Here is a 17385-nt window from a genome sequence, read left to right as displayed (position 1 = left end):
GAGCACCATGGCAGGGATCTCCGCCTCCGGACCGGGCGCCGTGCGCGTGGCCCCCGGCACCATCGAGCTCAACGCCGACCGCACGGCCGCCGAGCGGCTCGAGCTCGTCGTGCTCAACACCGGCGACCGGCCCGTGCAGATCGGCTCCCACCTGCACCTGCCGGACGCCAACGCCGCCCTGGCCTTCGACCGCGCGGCCGCCCACGGCTTCCGTCTCGACGTCCCGGCCGGCACGTCGCAGCGGTTCGAGCCGGGAGCCTCGCGCACCGTGGCCGCGGTCGCGCTGCGCGGGGCGCGCCGGGTGCCCGGGATCCAGCGCGGCAAGGCCGACGGCGGGGCGCTCGACACGTCGGCGACCGACATGCCCGACGCGGTGGCGGTCGACGCACCCGCGACGAACCAGGGGACGGGACCCACCGATGGTTGAGATCTCGCGGGAGCGCTACGCCGCCCTGTACGGCCCGACGGTGGGCGACCAGGTGCGCCTGGGCGACACCGACCTGTGGATCGAGGTCGAGGAGGACCGCACCGCCGGCGGCGAGGAGGCGGTGTTCGGCGGTGGCAAGTCCATCCGGGAGTCCATGGCGCAGGGGACCACCACCCGCGCCGAGGGGGCGCCGGACACCGTCATCACCAACGCCGTCGTGCTGGACTGGTGGGGGGTGGTGCGCGCCGACGTCGGCATCCGCGACGGCCGCATCACCGCGCTCGGCCGGGCCGGCAACCCCGACATCGCCGACGGCGTCCACCCCGCGCTGCGCATCGGACCGTCCACCGACGTCATCAGCGGCGAGGGGAAGATCCTCACCGCCGGCGGGTTCGACTCCCACGTCCACCTCATCTCCCCCTCCCAGGTGCACGAGGCGCTCGCCACCGGCATCACGACGATCGCCGGTGGCGGCACCGGCCCGTCGGAGGGCACCAAGGCGACGACCGTGACCCCCGGCACCTGGCACCTCGCCACGATCCACCGCAGCCTCGACGCCCTGCCGGTCAACGTCATCCTCTTCGGCAAGGGCAACACGGTCAGCGCCCCGGGACTGGCCGAGCAGGCGCTCGGCGGCGCCGGCGGGTACAAGGTCCACGAGGACTGGGGCTCGACCCCGGCCGCGCTGGACGCCGCGCTCACCGCCGCGGGCGAGTGGGGCCTGCAGGTGGCGCTGCACTCGGACTCGCTCAACGAGGCGGGGTTCCTCGAGTCCACCGTGGCCGCGATCGGCGGCCGGTCCATCCACGCCTTCCACACCGAGGGCGCCGGCGGCGGCCACGCCCCCGACATCCTGCGCCTGGCCGGCGAGCCGTACGTCCTGCCCGGCTCGACCAACCCCACCCTGCCGCACACCGTCAACACGGTCGCCGAGCACCTCGACATGCTCATGGTCTGCCACCACCTCAACCCCGGCGTCCCCGAGGACCTCGCGTTCGCCGAGTCGCGGATCCGGGCGACGACGATCGCGGCGGAGGACGTCCTGCACGACATGGGGGCCATGTCCATCACCTCCTCCGACGCCCAGGCGATGGGCCGCATCGGCGAGGTGATCACCCGCACCTGGCAGGTGGCGCACGTGATGAAGGCGCGCCGCGGCGCCCTGTCGTCGGCGCTGCCGGCGGACAACGAGCGGGCCCGGCGCTACGTGGCCAAGTACACGATCAACCCGGCGATCGCCCACGGCGTCGACGCCCACATCGGCTCGGTCGAGCCGGGCAAGATGGCCGACCTCGTCCTGTGGGACCCGCGCTTCTTCGGCTTCCGGCCGGACGTCGTCATCAAGGGCGGGGCCATCGTGCGCGGCGCGCTGGGCGACCCCAACGCCTCGATCCCCACCCCGCAGCCGGTGCTCGAGCGGCCGACCCTGGCCGACGCCGTCGCCCCGGACCTCTCGGTCACCTTCGTCGCGCCCGCCGCACTCGACGACGGCCTCGCCGACCGGCTCGGGCTCCGGCGAACGCTGCTCCCGGTGGCCGACACCCGCGGCGTGGGGAAGGCGCAGATGGTCAACAACGACGCGCTCCCGCGGATCGACATCAACCCCGAGACCTTCGCCATCGACGTCGACGGCGAGCGCGTCGAGCCCGCCCCGGCCGACGCGCTGCCCCTGGCCCAGCTCTACTCCCTGTTCTGATGGGCGCACCACCGACAGCCGCGCCCGGCTCGACGCCCCTGCTGCTGGCGATGCTCGCCGACGCCCGGCTGCCCAGCGGGGCCCACACCCAGTCCGCCGGGCTCGAGCCGGCGCTGCGGGCCGGCATGCCGCCCGCCCAGGTCCCCGCCTACCTCGCCGCCCGGCTGCGGACCGTGGTGCTGGTGGAGGCCGGGGCCGCCGTCGTCGCGCGGCACGTGACGCTCGCCGGCGGCGACCTCGCCGTGGTGGAGACGGCGTGGGCCGCCCGGACCCCCAGTGCGGCGCTGCGGTCGGCCTCGCGCCGGCTCGGCCGGGGGTACCTGCGACTCGCGGACCGGCTGTGGCCGGTCCCTGAGGCGCCGCGCCCGCCGCGCCCCTCCCGGCCCGTCGCGCTCGGCCTGCTCGCCGCCCGCTCCGGCCTCGGCGCCACCGACACCGCGCGCCTCGTCGGCTACGACGACGCCCAGACGGTCGCGGCCGCGGCGCTCAAGCTCGCCCCGGTCGACCCGGTCGACGCCACCGCCTGGGTGCTCGCGGCCCACCCGCTCATCGAGGAGCTCGCCGGGCGGGTGGCGGACCTGACCGCCCCGCACGAGATCCCCGCCACCGGTGCCCCGCTCGTCGAGCTGTGGGCCGAGATCCACGACACCACCACAGAGAGGCTCTTCAGTGCCTGAGAACACCTCACCCACCCGGTCCCTCCGGCTCGGCGTCGCCGGACCCGTGGGCACCGGCAAGAGCTCCCTCATCGCGCTGCTGTGCCGGGAGCTGTCGGCCGACCTGTCCCTCGGGGTCATCACCAACGACATCTACACCGACGAGGACGCGCGCTTCCTGCGCTCGGCCGGGGTCCTCGACCCCGACCGGATCCGCGCGGTGGAGACCGGTGCCTGCCCCCACACGGCCATCCGCGACGACGTCACGGCCAACCTCCTCGCCGTGGAGGACCTCGAGGAGGACTTCGCACCGCTCGACGTCGTCCTCGTCGAGTCCGGCGGGGACAACCTCACCGCGACCTTCTCCCCGGCCCTGGTGGACGCGCAGATCTTCGTGCTGGACGTCGCCGGCGGCGGCGACGTCGCGCGCAAGGGCGGCCCCGGCATCGCCCGCGCCGACCTGCTCGTGGTCAACAAGACCGACCTGGCGCCCTACGTCGGCGTCGACGTCGAGCGCATGGTCGCCGACGGCGAGGCCGCCCGCGAGGGCCGGCCGGTGCTGGCGCTCTCGAGGGAGGACCCCGCCTCGGTGGCCGAGCTGTGCGGGTGGGTCCGCGGCGTGCTCGCCGAGCACGCGGGCGGCCGCCTCGTCCCCGCTGACCCCGGGCCGATGGCACCGCACTTCCACGCCGACGAGGACGGCGGGGGCTTCTTCCACAGCCACGAGGGCGACGACCACGATGCCGCCGCCGGTGCGGCCGGTGCCGTGGGCGCGCCGCCGGGGAGCGCGTTCGTCCACCGCCACGACGGGGCCGGCGCTCACCGGCACGCCGACGGCGCGCACACGGTCGAGCACGTCCACCACGAGACCCACCTGGGCGAGGAGCTCGCCCCGACCGCCGGCGGCCCTGGTGGCCTGCGCGGCGCCGCGCGCGGGTGAGGATCGCCGTCGAGCGGGGCCCCGGCCGGGTCCGTACCCGGCTCGAGGGCGGCGCGCTCAGCCCGCGGCTGCTCCGCTCCGACGCTTCCGGGGCGGCCGTCGCCGTGGTCGCCACCGGGGCGCTGCTCCTGGGTGGGGACCACGTGGCCGTCGAGGTCGAGGTGGGCGACGGCGCGAGCCTGGACGTCGTCGAGACAGCCGGGACGGTGGCCTACGACGCGGGCGGGGAGCCCTCCTCGTGGGCCGTGCGGGTGCGACTCGGGGCCGGTGCGAGGCTCACGTGGGAGGGGCTGCCGTTCGTGGTCGCCGACGGTGCGGACGTCCTGCGGTCCACCGACGTCGAGCTCGGCGACGGCGCGCGGGCTTTGCTGCGAGAGGTCCTCGTCCTGGGCCGCACGGGGGAGACCGGCGGCGCTCTGCGGGCTCGCACGTCGGTACGGCAGGCCGGGGCCGAGCTGCTCGTGGAGGACCTGGACCTCGGCCCGACCGCGCGGACCGCACCGGCAGTGCTCGGGCGGGCACGCGTGGTGGACACCGTGCTGGCCCTCGGGTGGCGACCCGGTCCCGCCGGGGACCCGTCGGCGCGCGGGACGAGGTTCGACCTCGATGGTGCCGGTGCCCTCGCGCGCCTGCTCGGGACGGCGGCGCACAGCGCGAGCCTCTCACCCTGGTGGAGCTCGTGGTGCGCAGGCATGGGCCCCGCCGAGAGGTTGTCCGAGGCGGGGCCGCTCGAGCCGCGCCCGCTCGAGGTGGGCTCTCTGGCCGCCGTCACGGCCGGTGCCTTCCGTGCGGGCCGAGCCGGTGCGGCCGTCTGACACGAGCGATCACCGTGTCGCCGAGTGATCCCGGCACACCACTCTCACTCGGCGACGGAGGGATCGTTCGCCGTCGGTGGTGGGCGTGGGTGGCGCCGGATCGTTCGCCGTCGGTGGTGGGCGTGGGTGGCGACAAGGTGATCGTTCGCCGTCGGTGGTGGGCGTGGGTGGCGACGGATCGTTCGCCGTCGGCGGGGGCTGCCACAGCGTTTACCCATCCGAAACGGTGCGGGCAGTCCCCGGAAACAGGGGACTCCTAGCGTCGCAGGCGTCGCGACACGGCGTCGCGACCCCCAGCCCCGGCCCCCGTGGCCCGAATCAAGGGAACCTGCGATGACCCCCACACCCCTGCGGACCCGCGTGGCGCTCGCCGCCGTCGCCGCCCTGGCCATGACGCTGAGCGCCTGCGGCGCGCGCGTGGCCGGTGGCGACGAGGCGGACACCTCCGCCGCGTCGGCCGAGTCCTGCGTGGACACCTCCGGCGACACCGTCAAGATCGGCTTCCTCAACTCCCTCTCCGGCACCATGGCCATCTCCGAGCAGACGGTCTTCGACTCCCTCTCGCTGGCGGCCGAGGAGATCAACGCCGACGGCGGTGTCCTCGGCAAGCAGCTCGAGGTCGTCTCCGAGGACGGCGCCTCCGAGCCCACCGTGTTCGCGGAGAAGGCCGAGAAGCTCATCGTCTCCGACTGCGTCGCGGCGGTGTTCGGCGGCTGGACCTCCGCCAGCCGCAAGGCGATGCTGCCCGTCTTCGAGGGGAACGACGCCCTGCTGTTCTACCCCGTGCAGTACGAGGGCCTCGAGGCGTCGGAGAACATCTTCTACAGCGGCGCCACGACGAACCAGCAGATCATCCCCGCGCTGGACTACCTGCGTGAGCAGGGTGCGACGTCGCTGTTCCTCGTGGGGTCGGACTACGTCTTCCCCCGCACGGCGAACAAGATCATCAACGCCTACGCCCAGGAGCACGGCATCGAGGTGCTCGGCGAGGAGTACGCCCCGCTCGGCCACACCGACTTCGCCACGATCGTCGGCAAGGTGCGCTCGGCGGGCGCGGACGCCGTCTTCAACACCCTCAACGGTGACTCCAACGTCGCCTTCTTCAAGGAGTACCGCAACATCGGGCTGACGGCCGAGGAGATGCCGGTCATGTCGGTCTCGATCGCCGAGGAGGAGGTCGGCGGCATCGGCATCGACAACGTCGAGGGCCAGCTGACCGCCTGGAACTACTACCAGACCGTGGACAGCCCCGAGAACGACGCGTTCGTCGCGGCGTTCCAGGAGGCCTACGGCGAGGACCGGGTGACCTCCGACCCGATGGAGGCCGCCTACACCTCCCTCCACCTCTGGCGCGCGATGGTGGAGGAGGCGGGCTCCTTCGACGTCGCCGCCGTCCAGGAGGCCGCGGACGGCACGACGTTCGAGGCGCCCGAGGGCACGGTGACGATCGACGGCGAGAACCACCACCTCAGCAAGACCGCGCTCATCGGCCGGATCGGGCCGGACGGGCTCATCCACACCGAGTGGAGCTCGGACGGGCCCATCGAGCCGGACCCGTTCCTGGAGTCCTACGACTGGGCCGCCGGCCTCTCCTGACCACCGCCGGTCCCCGCCCCGGCCGCCCGTCCGGGGCGGGGACCGCCCAGCAGACGGAGGCACGATGGACGCCGTCCTACCCCAGCTCTTCGCGGGCCTGAGCCTCGGCTCGGTCCTCCTCCTCGCCGCGCTCGGCCTCGCCCTCACGTTCGGCCAGATGGGCGTGATCAACATGGCGCACGGCGAGTTCATGATGGCCGGCGCCTACACCGCCTTCGTCGTCCAGCAGGTCCTGGCCGACCCGGGCGTCTCCCTGCTCGTGTCCGTGGTGGTCGGCTTCCTCGTCGGCGGCCTCATGGGCGTCGTCCTCGAGGTGCTGCTCATCTCCCGGATGCACCGCCGCCCGCTCGACACGCTCCTCGTCACCTGGGGCGTCGCCCTCGTGCTCCAGCAGGTGGCGCGCGACGTCTTCGGCGCACCGAACGTCGACGTCCGCGCCCCGTCGTGGCTCGCCGGCCCCGTCCAGCTGCTCGGGGTGTCGGTGCCCCGCTCGCGGCTCTTCATCCTGCTGCTCGCCGTTGTCTGCGTCGCCGCCGTCGCGCTCGTCCTGGCCAGGACGTCGCTCGGCCGCCGGATCCGGGCGGTCGTGCAGAACCGCGACCTGGCCGAGACGTCGGGGATCTCCGCGGCGGCCACCGACCGGCTCACCTTCTTCATCGGCTCGGGCATCGCCGGCGTCGCGGGCGTCGCGCTGACCCTCCTCGGCTCCATCGGGCCGACCCTGGGCCAGAGCTACATCGTCGACGCGTTCCTCGTGGTCGTCGTCGGCGGGATCGGGCAGATCAAGGGGGCGGTGGTGGCCGCCTTCGGCCTGGGCATCATCCAGGCGTTCCTCCAGCTCGGGACGACGGCGAGCCTGGCCAAGGTCCTCCTCCTCGCCCTCGTGGTCCTCTTCCTCCAGTGGCGGCCGCAGGGTCTGGTCACCGTCCGGACGAGGAGCCTGGCATGAGCGGCGGCAGCACCGCCGTGCGCCGGTGGGCCGCCGTCGTCCTGCGCCCCGGCCCCGCCCGCACCTGGGCCCTCACCGCCGTCGCGGCGCTCGTCCTGCTGGTCCTCGCACCGGCGGTGCTCAGCGACTTCCGGCTCAGCCTCCTGGCCCGCTTCCTGTGCCTGGCGATGGTCGCCGTCGGCATCGGCCTGGCCTGGGGTCAGGGAGGGATGCTCACCCTCGGCCAGGGCGTGTTCTTCGGCCTGGGCGCCTACATCATGGCGATGCACCTCAAGCTCGCCGACGCCGGCCCCGGCGGCGTACCGGACTTCATGCTCCTGTACGGCACCGGTGAGGTGCCCGGGTGGTGGGAGCCCATGCGCTCGCCCGCGACGACGGTCGTCCTCGTCGTGGCCGTGCCCGCCATCCTCGCCCTCGTGCTCGGCACCGCGGTGTTCCGGCGGCAGGTGCGCGGCGCCTACTTCGCCGTGCTCAGCCAGGCCCTCGCCGCGGCGTTCGCGATCCTGCTCGTGGGCCAGCAGCAGACCACCGGCGGGACGAACGGGCTCAACGGCTTCCGCTCGTTCTTCGGCTACGACCTCGCCGACCCGGTGAACCGGCGGATGCTCTACCTCGTCGCCGCCGGCACGCTGCTGGTGATGGTCCTGGTCGTCCGGGCACTCATGCGCTCGCGCTACGGCGAGCTGCTCGTGGCGGTGCGCGACCAGGAGAACCGCGTGCGCTTCCTCGGCTACGACCCCGTGCGGGTCAAGGTCTTCGCGTACGTGGTGGCCGCCGTCTTCGCCGCGGTCGGCGGGGCCCTGTTCGTGCCGATCGTCGGGATCATCTCGCCCGCCGATGTCGGCGTCGTCCCCTCGATCGGCTTCCTCGTCGGTGTCGCGATCGGCGGCCGGGCCACCCTGCTCGGCCCCGTGCTCGGCTCGGTCGCGGTGGCCTGGGCCGAGACGGGTCTGTCGGAGTCGTTCCCGTCGTTCTGGACCTACTTCCAGGGCGCCCTGTTCATCCTCGTGGTCGCGTTCCTCCCCGGTGGGCTGGCCCAGCTCCCCGGCGCCCTGCGTCGACGTCGGTGGGCGGGGCGGGCGGACGACGCCGGCACGGTCGGTCGTGGCGAGGGCACCGGCAGGGCGCCCACCACAGCGGTCGGTCCCGACAGGGCCGCCACCGCCGTGGGCGGTGCCGACGACCACAGGGCCGCCGCGGGGCACGTCGACGCCGACCCGCCCGCCGCAGCGGCGAGCGATCCCGACCACCACCTGGCCGCCACCACGGAGAGGCACCCATGAGCGACCACGACACCACCCGTGACCCGGCGCGGGTCGACCGGCTCCTCGCCACCCAGGACGTCGCCCACGACTACCTCGAGGTCCGGGGGCTGCGCGTGAGCTTCGGCGGGTTCGTCGCCGTCGACGGCATCGACCTCACGGTCGTCCAGGGGGACCTGCGCTTCCTCATCGGCCCGAACGGCGCCGGGAAGACCACGGTCGTCGACGCCATCACGGGCCTGACCCCGGCGACCGGGTCGGCCCGGTTCGGTGGCGCCGAGCTCATCGGCCGGAAGGTCCACCAGGTCGTGCGAGCGGGGGTCGGCCGCACCTTCCAGACCGCGAGCGTCATCGAGGGCCTCACGGTGGTCCAGAACCTCGACATCGCGGCCGGCGCCCGGCGCCCGGTGCACCAGCTCCTCCGGCCCCGTCGTCGCGTCGAGGTGGTGGAGGAGGCCATGGAGACGGTCGGCCTGGCCGCGGAACGGGACCGGCCCGCGGGGGAGCTGGCCCACGGCCAGAAGCAGTGGCTCGAGATCGGGATGCTCCTCGTCCAGGACGCCCGGCTGCTCCTCCTCGACGAGCCCGTCGCCGGGATGAGCCAGGCCGAGCGCGAGCAGACGGGTGAGCTGCTCCGCACGGTGGGGCGACGACGAACGGTCGTCGTCGTCGAGCACGACATGCAGTTCCTGCGCTCGTTCGCCGACTCCGTCACGGTGCTGCACCAGGGCAGCGTGCTCAGCGAGGGCACCGTGGCAGAGGTCCAGGCCGACCCGCGGGTCATCGAGGTGTATCTCGGCGCACCGGCCGGGACGAGGGGGGCATGATGCTCGAGCTGCGCGACGTCCACGTCGGGTACGGACCGGCCGTGGTCGTCCACGGCGTGGACCTCACGGTGCCGGACGGCGGCCTCACCGCCGTCCTGGGCCACAACGGTGCCGGCAAGACGACGCTGCTGCGGGCCGCCGTCGGGCTGCTCCGACCCGTCCGGGGCTCGGTGTGGTTCGACGGCGACGACATCACGCGGTTGCCCGCACACCGGCGCGTCCGGCGTGGTCTGGCGTACGTCCCGCAGGGGCAGCAGTCGTTCGCCGACCTCACCGCGGGCGAGAACCTGCGGCTCGTGGCCGACGGCCGGCGTGAGGGGCGCGGCCGGCTCGCCGAGGCGCTCGACCTGTTCCCGGCGCTGATGCCGCTGCTGGACCGGCGCGCCGGCCTGCTCTCCGGCGGCCAGCGCCAGCAGCTGGCCATCGCCCGGGCCCTCATCACCGCGCCGCGGGTGCTCGTCCTCGACGAGCCCACCGAGGGCATCCAGCCGTCGGTGGTGGCCGAGATCGAGCACGCCGTCCTCGAGCTCACCGGCGCAGGGCTCTCGGTGCTCCTCGTCGAGCAGCACGTCGGCTTCGCGGTGACGGCGGCGCGGGAGTTCGCCGTGCTGGAGTCCGGGCGGGTCACGGCCACGGGGGCCGGCGGTGCCGCGGCCGTGGACGAGGTGCGCGCGGCCATGGCGATCTGACGGCGGCCACGCCGCCATGGCGCCCGGACGGCACGTGCCCATGCCGCCGGACGCCGCCCGTCTTCGCCGGTCGCACTTCTCACACGGCCGTGAGCGGCACCGTCCGGGTGGCGAGGAGGCGCAGGCCGGCGGCGCCGGGGACCCAGTCGAACCAGTCGACGTGGATCTCGTAGGGGCCGGGCTCCGGCGGGAGGAGGAGCATGTCGTAGCGCTCGGCGGCACCGAACGCGAGCCGGTCGGTGACGAGCCGGTTGCCGAGGTCCTCCGGCAGGGGGCTGCCCGGGCGCACGGTGTCCCGGTAGGCCCGGCCGTCGTGGGCCACGAGGGAGGCCATCCGCACCGGCTCGCCGCCGGCCCGGGTGAACCGCACCCTGGTCGGGATGAAGTTGAGGTTGAGCACCCGCAGCAGCGTCGGGTACCCCGAGGCGTTGGCCCGCACCTGCCGCGGGACCCACACCCGGTCCTTCGGCTGCCCCTGGGCGATGTGCCCGCCCAGGACGTAGAAGTGCTTCGCCCGGAACCGGTTGAGCCCGACGTCCTCGCCGGAGAGCCCCGCGGCGTGGTTGAGGTGGTGCCAGGTCGGGTCCACCGCGTAGGGCACGAGCATGAGCTCGGTGGCGATGTCGTACAGGGGTCCGTCGACGAACGGGCGGCGGGTCCCCGCCGGCACCGGGAAGCTCGGGTGGACGACCGGGTCGACGAGCATCGGCCCGACCATGCCCATCTGCACGTGCAGGACCGTGTTGACGTGGCAGTGGTAGAAGTACGTGCCCGCCGAGCCCTCGTTGGGGTCGCCCGGCACTCCGGCGTCGGGTCGGAACTGGTAGGTGTACGAGCCGCTCACCTCGAACGAGGTGTGCCCCACGCCGTCGTTGCGCGGGTCCGGCTCCATCCCGTGCAGGTGGATGGTGTGCGGGCCCTTGCTCGGTTAGACCCGGACGTGGACGAGCGCGTTCTCCGTCATCCGGATGACGGGGGCCGGGAAACCGCGCCCCGACGTCTCGGACTCGAAGCTCCACATCTCGTGCTCGGCGCCGTCGGGGAAGCGCAGCCGGCGCCCGAAGACGTCCCGCTCGAAGAACCGGTCGGGGCGCTGGCGGAACTCGGTGAGGGGGTCGTCCTCCTTGGGCTGGTCCGAGGCGAAGTCGGCCTGGCTGCGGTAGGTGTGGTGCGGCGGGCTCACCTGGCCGGCGAGCACCCAGCCGGCGACCATGCCGCCCGGGTAGAGCCCGCCGGCCGCCGTCTGCGACGGCTCCGCGTGGCAGTGCATCGGGTAGTGCCAGTCCTCGGTGCGCGCCGCCCACACCGGCTCGACGACCTGCGGCGGCTTCTTCAGCGGCAGGAGGGTCTCCTTGCGTGAGCGCGGGTCGAGCTCGACGACGTCCTCCCACTGCTGCAGCAGCACGTGCCCCTCGGCATCGACGAGGCCGAGGAGCCCGTCCCGCGGGAAGTCGACCCCGTTGCGCCGCACCGTCGAGACGTGGTTGCCGTGGAAGTGCAGCTGGTGGACGACGACGCCGGTGTTGACGCACCGGAGGAGCTGGCCGCTGCGCACCGTGCCGGGGCTGCCGGCGGACAGGTCGCGCACGTCCACCCGCCGGGGGAAGCCCGACGGCAGGGTGTCCTCGTGCGCGGCCTCGTTGGACCGGGTGTCGCGGGACATGCCGAGGGCGGCGTACCCGGAGCGGTCGTTGATCATGAAGTACCGCGGCACCGGGGGAGTGGCCTCGGGGTCGATGTGCTCGCCCGCCTGCGCCCGGCGGCCCCAGTCGGGGTCGACGTCCTGGCAGATCCACAGCCACTGCCGCTCGAACTCGGTGCCGCCCTCGCTCAGCCGCCACCGCTGCGCGGCCGGGACGACGACGAGCACGCCGTGCAGGCCGAGCAGCCGCTCGACCGGGGCGTTCCCCGGGTCCTCGAGGAGGTAGGTGCCCGCCGGCGGGGTGGGGACGTCGACGGCGGCCGAGGCGCCCGGGGCGATGTCACCGGTGTCGAGGACACCCGGGATGCTGAGGCGGTGCACGCCCGCGAGACCGTTGTGCACGCGTAGACGCAGACGGGCGCCGGTCTCGGCCACGATGGTGCGCGGCGGGAAGAAGCTCGCCCAGTACCCGCGCCGCACCTCGTAGAGCCCCTGCGCGTCGGGCCCGGACGCGGCGGCCGGGCGGCCGTGCGGCGGGGCCGGCGCGTCGAGCGGGTAGGTGGCGGAGGCGTGGAGCGTGCCGTCGGCGAGGAAGACGTGCGGCGGGAGGCGGAGACTGGGCGCGGGGTCGTCGGCGGCGGTGGGCCGGTCGCCGAACCCGCGCATGTAGACCAAGGTGCCGTCGACCATGGGCACCCGGCCCTCGTTGACGTACAGGTCCAGCACACCGGGGACGGGGGTGACGGCGCCGAGCGCGGTGCGCGCCGGGGCGAGGGAGGCGACGTCTCGTGCCGGTCGGACGGCTGCGGCGACCGTGGGGGCGCCCACGAGACCCAGGGCCGTGGCCGTGGCCCCGGCCGCGGCGAGCCGCAGCAGGTCACGACGGTCGGTGGGCCGGTCGCTCCGGTGAGCAGCCAGGGCGACTCGTTCGGCGTCCCGGTCGGTGCGACGCCCGCCAGCTCGGCCGTCGGCGGCACGGCGCTCGTCGGTGGTGCTCATCGGTCCTCCACGGTGTGCACCGCCAGCGCCAGGGTCGCGGCGGTGTCCTCGAAGCTCAGGGACAGCTCTGCCGGAGCGGCCGGGACGAGGAACGTCAGCCAGGTGCGCACCGTCCGTCCGGCGGGCAGGGCGCCGGGGGTGAGCTCGGTGTCGAGGGCGGTGACGGTCGGTCCGTCCGCACCGACCCGCAGGCGGAACTGGCCCGGGGAGAACGCCACGGCCCGCTCGAGGTGGTTGGCGATCGCGACGTCGACCCGCACCAGCCCGGGCCAGGTGCGGTGCGCGGCGAGGGTCGCGGCGGCGACGGCCGCGGCAGCCGAGGCGCCGGCCGCGGTCGCGGCGTCGTGGCCGTGCACGCCGGTCCGCCCGCTCACGCGCGCACCGAGCAGGGACACGGAGCCGAACGAGGTCGGGACCGGCACCGCGGCGGGCGGCCCGAGCGCCCCCGCCCAGGACCACGTCAGCAGCCCGGTGGCGGCCACGGCCGCCCCGCCGGTCAGCACCTGCCGTCTGCTCAGCTCGACCATGGTGGTCCCACCCTTCGGGTGCATCCCCGGAAAGGGTCAGCGTCGCGCCCCACGCTTGGGAAAACCTTGCCGACAGGGGCCGTCCGCGGGCGCCGAAACCGGGACCTTGGGCCTAGGCTGGTCGTGGTGCGAGGACCCCACCCACGGTCCGAGCGCCGCGCATCCACGAGATGACGAAGGAGTCGGACCCGTGACCACCCTCTCGCGCCCAGACGCACGACCCCAGACGCTCACGCCCGCCACGACGTTTCGTGCCCCCGGGCCCTTCGACCCGCTCCACGGCCACGAGCAGGTCGCCTACCTCAACGACCGTGCCAGCGGCCTGCGGGCCATCGTGGCGATCCACTCCACCGCGCTCGGCCCCGCCCTCGGCGGCACCCGCTTCTACCCCTACGCCGGCGAGGACGACGCGCTCGCGGACGTCCTGCGCCTATCGCGCGGCATGACCTACAAGAACGCGCTCGCGGGCCTCGACCTCGGGGGCGGCAAGGCCGTGATCATCGGCGACCCGGCCGAGGTCAGGTCCGAGGCGCTCCTGCGCGCCTACGGACGGTTCGTCGAGTCCCTCGGCGGCCGGTACGTCACCGCCTGCGACGTCGGCACCGTGGTGGCCGACATGGACGTCATCCACCGGGAGACGTCGTTCGTCGCCGGCCGCAGCGAGGTCCACGGCGGGTCCGGCGACCCCTCGGTCCTCACGGCCCTCGGGGTGTTCACCGCGATGCAGGCCGGGGCCGACCACGTGTGGGGCCGGGCGTCGCTGCGCGGCCGGACCGTCGGCGTCGCCGGCGTGGGCAAGGTGGGCCGCGTCCTCGTGGACCACCTCGTCGCCGCGGGCGCCCACGTCGTCGTCACCGACGTCAACGAGCTGGCCGTCGAGGCGGTCCGGGCCCGGCACCCCGAGATCGAGAAGGTGGCGGGGACCGACGAGCTCGTCCGGTCGGCCATCGACGTCTACGCCCCCTGCGCGCTCGGCGGGGCGCTGGACGCCACGACGGTGGAGGCCCTGGCGGCCCGGCTCGTGTGCGGCTCGGCGAACAACCAGCTCGCCGACGACGGCGAGGGGGGCATCCCCGAACGGCTCCTCGAGCGCGGGATCACCTACGCCCCCGACTACCTGGTGAACTCCGGCGGGGTGATCCAGGTGGCCGACGAGCTCGAGGGCTACGTGCCCGACCGCGCGAAGCACCGTGTCGAGAGCCTGTTCGGCGCGACCCTGGCGGTCCTGCGACGCGCCGAGGAGCACGGCATCAGCCCCGCGCACGCGGCGGACCACCTGGCCGAGGAGCGCATCGCCGCCGTCGGCTCGAACCACCCGTACCTCCCGCGCCGCTAGGCCCGCCCGACGTCGAGAGACGTGCGCGGCCCCCGCCCGGAGGCGGGGGCCGCGAGTGGTCATCCTCGCAGGACCGTCGCGCGGCCCGCCGTCAGGTCAGTAGGTGGTCCTGTCCTCGTCAGCGACGTACTCGGCGTCGAGGTCGGCCGAGCCCTCGTCGGTCGCGGCGTCGGACGTGATCTGCTGACGCGGGCTACCACCCTTGAGCGCGGCCAGGCGAGCCTCGATCTCGGCGCTGCGGCCGTAGTCCTCGAGCTCGGCGAACTGGTCCTCGATCGAGCCCGCCTGGATCTCGGCGTGGCCGGCGACCCGGGCCTCCTCGCGGCGCACCTGCTCCTCGTAGCGGGAGATCTCGCTCGTGGGGTCCATGATGTTGATCGAGGAGATCGCGCCCTGGACGGTGGCCTGGGCCTCGGCGGTCTTCGAGCGCGCGACGAGCTGGTCGCGCTTGGACTTGAGCTCGTCGAGCTTGACGCGCATCTGCTGCAGGCCGACCTTGAGCTTGTCGACGACCTCGTTCTGCGAGGTGATCATCGGCTCGGCGGCCTGGGCCTCGTTCTCGGCCGAGATCTGCTTGCCGATGGCGACCTTGGCGAGGTTGTCGAACCGGGCGGCCTCGGCGGGGTCGCCCGCGGCGCGCAGCTCGTCGGCCTTGCTCGACGCCGCGAGGGCCTTCTGGCCCCAGTCACGGGCGTCGGCGAGGTCGGCCGCGTGGTCCTGCTCGGCCAGACGGAGGTTGCCGATGGTGACGGCGACGGCGTCCTCGGCCTCGGCGATCGAGGAGGTGTAGTCGCGCACCAGCTGGTCCAGCATCTTCTGAGGGTCCTCGGCGCGGTCGATCAGCGCGTTGATGTTGGCCTTCGTCAGCTGGGCGATGCGCCCGAGGATGCTCTGCTTCTCTGCCATGTCCGTGCCCTTCTTGGTTGGGGTAACGCGGGAAAGTCTTGTCGAGGTCGCCGGGCGGCGCCTGCCGAACGGGTTGAGCCTCAGAAGCCACCACCGCCGCCGCCGAAGCCGCCGCCACCGCCGCCGAAGCCGCCACCACCGCCGCCGAACCCACCGCCACCGAAGCCGCCACCGCCGCCCCAGCCGCCGGAGTGCCCGCCCCCGCCGCCGAAGAGGATGCCGCCCAGGACGAGCGAGCCGATGTCGAGACCACCCCGCCGGCCGCCGCCGAAGCCGCCGGTGAATGAGTCGTCGAACCGGTCGGCGTCACGCTCGGCCAGCTGCTGGGCCGACAGGGCCATCTGCTCGGCCCGGGTGACGTGCTGCAGGGCCGCGACCGGGTCGGTGCCGGCCAGCCGGTTCGCCTCGGCGGCGAGGCGCGTGGCCTCCGACAGCCGGGTGCGGGCCTCGGTGCCCACCGAGCCGCGTCGGGTGTTGATGTAGTCGGTGGTCGCCCGGAGCTGGGAGTCCAGCCGGCCCATCCGGTCGCCGAGCTGGGCCAGGGCGCGACGGTTGGTGTCGTCGGCCTCGCGGGCCGGCGCGAGCGCCGCGTCGATGGCGGTCTCGGCCGCGGTGAGGCGCTGGATGGCCGCGAGCGGGTCGCCGCCCTCACGGGCCTGCTGGCCGAGCGCGATCGCGGACTCGGCGTCCTTGCGCCGGGCGGCGACGACGGGGTCGGCCGGGGCGAGCCGCGCGGCGTCGCGGACGTCGGCGGTGATGGAGGCGATGGCGGAGTCCAGCCGCTGGCCGGCCTCGGCGAGGGCGCCGCGGGCCCCCGCGACGGACTTCAGGAGCGTGTCCGCCTGGCCGATGGCCTCCTCCGCCACGCGGATGTGCGTCACGGCGGTCGCCCGGTCACCGGCCTCGACCTTGGCCCGGCCCTCGGCGACCGAGGCGCGCGCGGACTCGAGCAGCGCCCGGGCCTGGTCGGGGTTGCGCGAGACGGACGCGAGCGCCGGGGCCGGGTACTGGTTGGACAGCGCGGCGAGCTGGGCGCGTGCACCCTCGATCTGCCGCGCGACCTCGCCCGCGCGCTGCTCGAGCTCGTCGAGGACCTGCGGGGCGCGTGCCTGCATGTTGCGCAGCCGGACGAACTCCTCGGCATGCTCGGAGAGGCCGCGCTCCACCTCACCGGTGAGCTGGAGGATGTCGGCGTACATCTGCCGCTGCTGCTCCTCCGTCTCGGGCTGGTCGTCGTCGAGGAGCTGGCGGATGTGGAAGGCGCGCTGCGCCTTCTCCTTGGCGACCCCCAGCGCGGCGGTGAAGGCGTCGGTGGCCTGCAGGCCGAACTGGGCCTTGGCGAAGCCGAGCTCCTGCTCGGAGGACCGGATGGCGTCGTCGGCAGACAGCAGCGCCGAGCCGGCCCGCTTGGCGAGCTCCGGCGTCGGCAGGTTCAAGGGGTGGTCCGGCGGTAGGCGACGGGCCTGGGCGGGCCGGTCCTGAGCGGACTTCTTCCGGCTGCGGAACATCGCCACGCCGCCGATGACGACGATCGCCAGGAGCCCGAAGCCGAGGAGGCCGCCGAGGATCGAGCCACCGCCCACGTCGCCGACGCCGCCGTCGCTGGTGCCGGTCGCCGCTGCACCGACCTCCTGCGCGAACGTCGTCGCGGCGGCCGCGAACGCGCCGTCGGACAGCTGCGGGACGACGTCCTGCGCGAGGAGGTCCTCCAGCTCGGCCTCGGAGACGGCGGAGGAGTCGTGGAGGGCGTAGCCGTAGGAGTTCACGTCGATGCCGACGGCGAGGAGAACGTTGGCGGGACCGAGGTTGGACAGCTCCGCCGACTCCACCGCCCACTGGTTCGAGCCCATGCCGGTGAAGTCGTCGACGAACGCCACGTAGACCAGCTGACCGGTCTCGTCCTGGACCTGGTCGATGACCTCCTGGACGTCCTGCTCCTCCGCGGCGGACAGGACGTCGGCGACGTCGGTGACCTGCTCGGTGAGCTGCTCGGGGGGCACCGCCCCGGCCGGTCCGGCGATCGCCAGGGCGGGCAGGGTGAGGAGGGCGACGGCGAGGGCACGGACGGTGAGGTGCTTCACCCTTCGATCCTCGCCGGACCTACGCCACCGCGCAACG

General features: G+C 74.2%; 15 protein-coding genes and 1 pseudogene. 11 read left to right on the top strand and 5 right to left on the bottom strand.

Annotated features, from left to right (window positions below; translation table 11 throughout):
* Window positions 1-7 precede the first annotated feature (7 nt).
* The 10 genes and pseudogenes from ureB to AAEM63_RS16860 all read left to right on the top strand — a co-directional run bounded on the left by ureB (window position 8) and on the right by AAEM63_RS16860 (window position 9857).
* Window positions 8-427, top strand: coding sequence for an urease subunit beta (ureB, locus tag AAEM63_RS16905; protein ID WP_341359388.1), 420 nt, complete (start codon window positions 8-10; stop codon window positions 425-427).
* Entirely contained in the window at window positions 420-2123 is a 1704-nt protein-coding gene (locus AAEM63_RS16900) for an urease subunit alpha (protein WP_341359387.1), read from the top strand. Before ureB ends, AAEM63_RS16900 begins: the two co-directional genes overlap by 8 nt.
* On the top strand, window positions 2123-2800 hold the full coding sequence (locus AAEM63_RS16895) for an urease accessory UreF family protein (RefSeq protein ID WP_341359386.1): 678 nt from the start codon (window positions 2123-2125) through the stop codon (window positions 2798-2800). The genes AAEM63_RS16900 and AAEM63_RS16895 overlap by 1 nt, the downstream gene beginning before the upstream one ends.
* A pseudogene (gene ureG, locus AAEM63_RS16890) lies at window positions 2793-3506 on the top strand (urease accessory protein UreG); the annotation flags it as partial. The gene AAEM63_RS16895 and the pseudogene ureG, both read left to right, overlap by 8 nt.
* 209 nt (window positions 3507-3715) lie before the next feature.
* Complete coding sequence (locus AAEM63_RS16885) at window positions 3716-4534, top strand: urease accessory protein UreD (RefSeq protein ID WP_341359385.1); 819 nt, start codon at window positions 3716-3718, stop codon at window positions 4532-4534.
* Window positions 4535-4867: 333 nt separating this feature from the next.
* The gene (urtA, locus tag AAEM63_RS16880) at window positions 4868-6130 is read left to right on the top strand and encodes an urea ABC transporter substrate-binding protein (protein WP_341359384.1); all 1263 of its coding nucleotides are present in this window, start codon (window positions 4868-4870) and stop codon (window positions 6128-6130) included.
* A gap of 64 nt (window positions 6131-6194) precedes the next feature.
* Complete coding sequence (urtB, locus tag AAEM63_RS16875; RefSeq protein WP_341359383.1) at window positions 6195-7079, top strand: urea ABC transporter permease subunit UrtB; 885 nt, start codon at window positions 6195-6197, stop codon at window positions 7077-7079.
* The gene (urtC, locus tag AAEM63_RS16870) at window positions 7076-8362 is read left to right on the top strand and encodes an urea ABC transporter permease subunit UrtC (RefSeq protein WP_341359382.1); all 1287 of its coding nucleotides are present in this window, start codon (window positions 7076-7078) and stop codon (window positions 8360-8362) included. Before urtB ends, urtC begins: the two co-directional genes overlap by 4 nt.
* Window positions 8359-9168 carry an urea ABC transporter ATP-binding protein UrtD gene (gene urtD / locus AAEM63_RS16865; RefSeq protein WP_341359381.1) on the top strand — a complete coding sequence of 270 codons (810 nt, stop codon included), beginning with the start codon at window positions 8359-8361 and terminating at the stop codon, window positions 9166-9168. Before urtC ends, urtD begins: the two co-directional genes overlap by 4 nt.
* Window positions 9165-9857 carry an ATP-binding cassette domain-containing protein gene (locus AAEM63_RS16860; RefSeq protein ID WP_341359380.1) on the top strand — a complete coding sequence of 231 codons (693 nt, stop codon included), beginning with the start codon at window positions 9165-9167 and terminating at the stop codon, window positions 9855-9857. Before urtD ends, AAEM63_RS16860 begins: the two co-directional genes overlap by 4 nt.
* A gap of 79 nt (window positions 9858-9936) precedes the next feature.
* On the opposite strand, the gene AAEM63_RS16855 is transcribed toward AAEM63_RS16860, so the two are convergent.
* The 3 genes from AAEM63_RS16855 to AAEM63_RS16845 are packed head-to-tail and all read right to left on the bottom strand — an operon-like array spanning window position 9937 to window position 13049.
* Window positions 9937-10764, bottom strand: a complete 828-nt coding sequence (locus tag AAEM63_RS16855; protein WP_341361401.1) for a multicopper oxidase domain-containing protein — start codon at window positions 10762-10764, stop codon at window positions 9937-9939.
* Between the two features lie 21 nt (window positions 10765-10785).
* Entirely contained in the window at window positions 10786-12498 is a 1713-nt protein-coding gene (locus tag AAEM63_RS16850) for a Tat pathway signal protein (protein WP_341359379.1), read from the bottom strand.
* The gene (locus AAEM63_RS16845) at window positions 12495-13049 is read right to left on the bottom strand and encodes a twin-arginine translocation signal domain-containing protein (protein ID WP_341359378.1); all 555 of its coding nucleotides are present in this window, start codon (window positions 13047-13049) and stop codon (window positions 12495-12497) included. Before AAEM63_RS16845 ends, AAEM63_RS16850 begins: the two co-directional genes overlap by 4 nt.
* A 166-nt stretch (window positions 13050-13215) precedes the next feature.
* Here AAEM63_RS16845 and AAEM63_RS16840 point away from each other — a divergent pair, with 166 nt between their 5' ends.
* On the top strand, window positions 13216-14361 hold the full coding sequence (locus tag AAEM63_RS16840) for a Glu/Leu/Phe/Val dehydrogenase dimerization domain-containing protein (protein ID WP_341359377.1): 1146 nt from the start codon (window positions 13216-13218) through the stop codon (window positions 14359-14361).
* Between the two features lie 96 nt (window positions 14362-14457).
* On the opposite strand, the gene AAEM63_RS16835 is transcribed toward AAEM63_RS16840, so the two are convergent.
* Together AAEM63_RS16835 and AAEM63_RS16830 are read right to left on the bottom strand one after the other, a co-directional pair.
* On the bottom strand, window positions 14458-15267 hold the full coding sequence (locus AAEM63_RS16835; RefSeq protein WP_341359376.1) for a PspA/IM30 family protein: 810 nt from the start codon (window positions 15265-15267) through the stop codon (window positions 14458-14460).
* 80 nt (window positions 15268-15347) lie between these two features.
* The gene (locus AAEM63_RS16830) at window positions 15348-17348 is read right to left on the bottom strand and encodes a TPM domain-containing protein (RefSeq protein ID WP_341359375.1); all 2001 of its coding nucleotides are present in this window, start codon (window positions 17346-17348) and stop codon (window positions 15348-15350) included.
* Window positions 17349-17385 lie beyond the last annotated feature (37 nt).

Source organism: Georgenia sp. M64, from assembly GCF_038049925.1.
GTDB lineage: Bacteria > Actinomycetota > Actinomycetes > Actinomycetales > Actinomycetaceae > Georgenia.
Note: the sequence above shows the minus strand (reverse complement) of the source record. Positions and strands in the feature narration are given on the sequence as shown.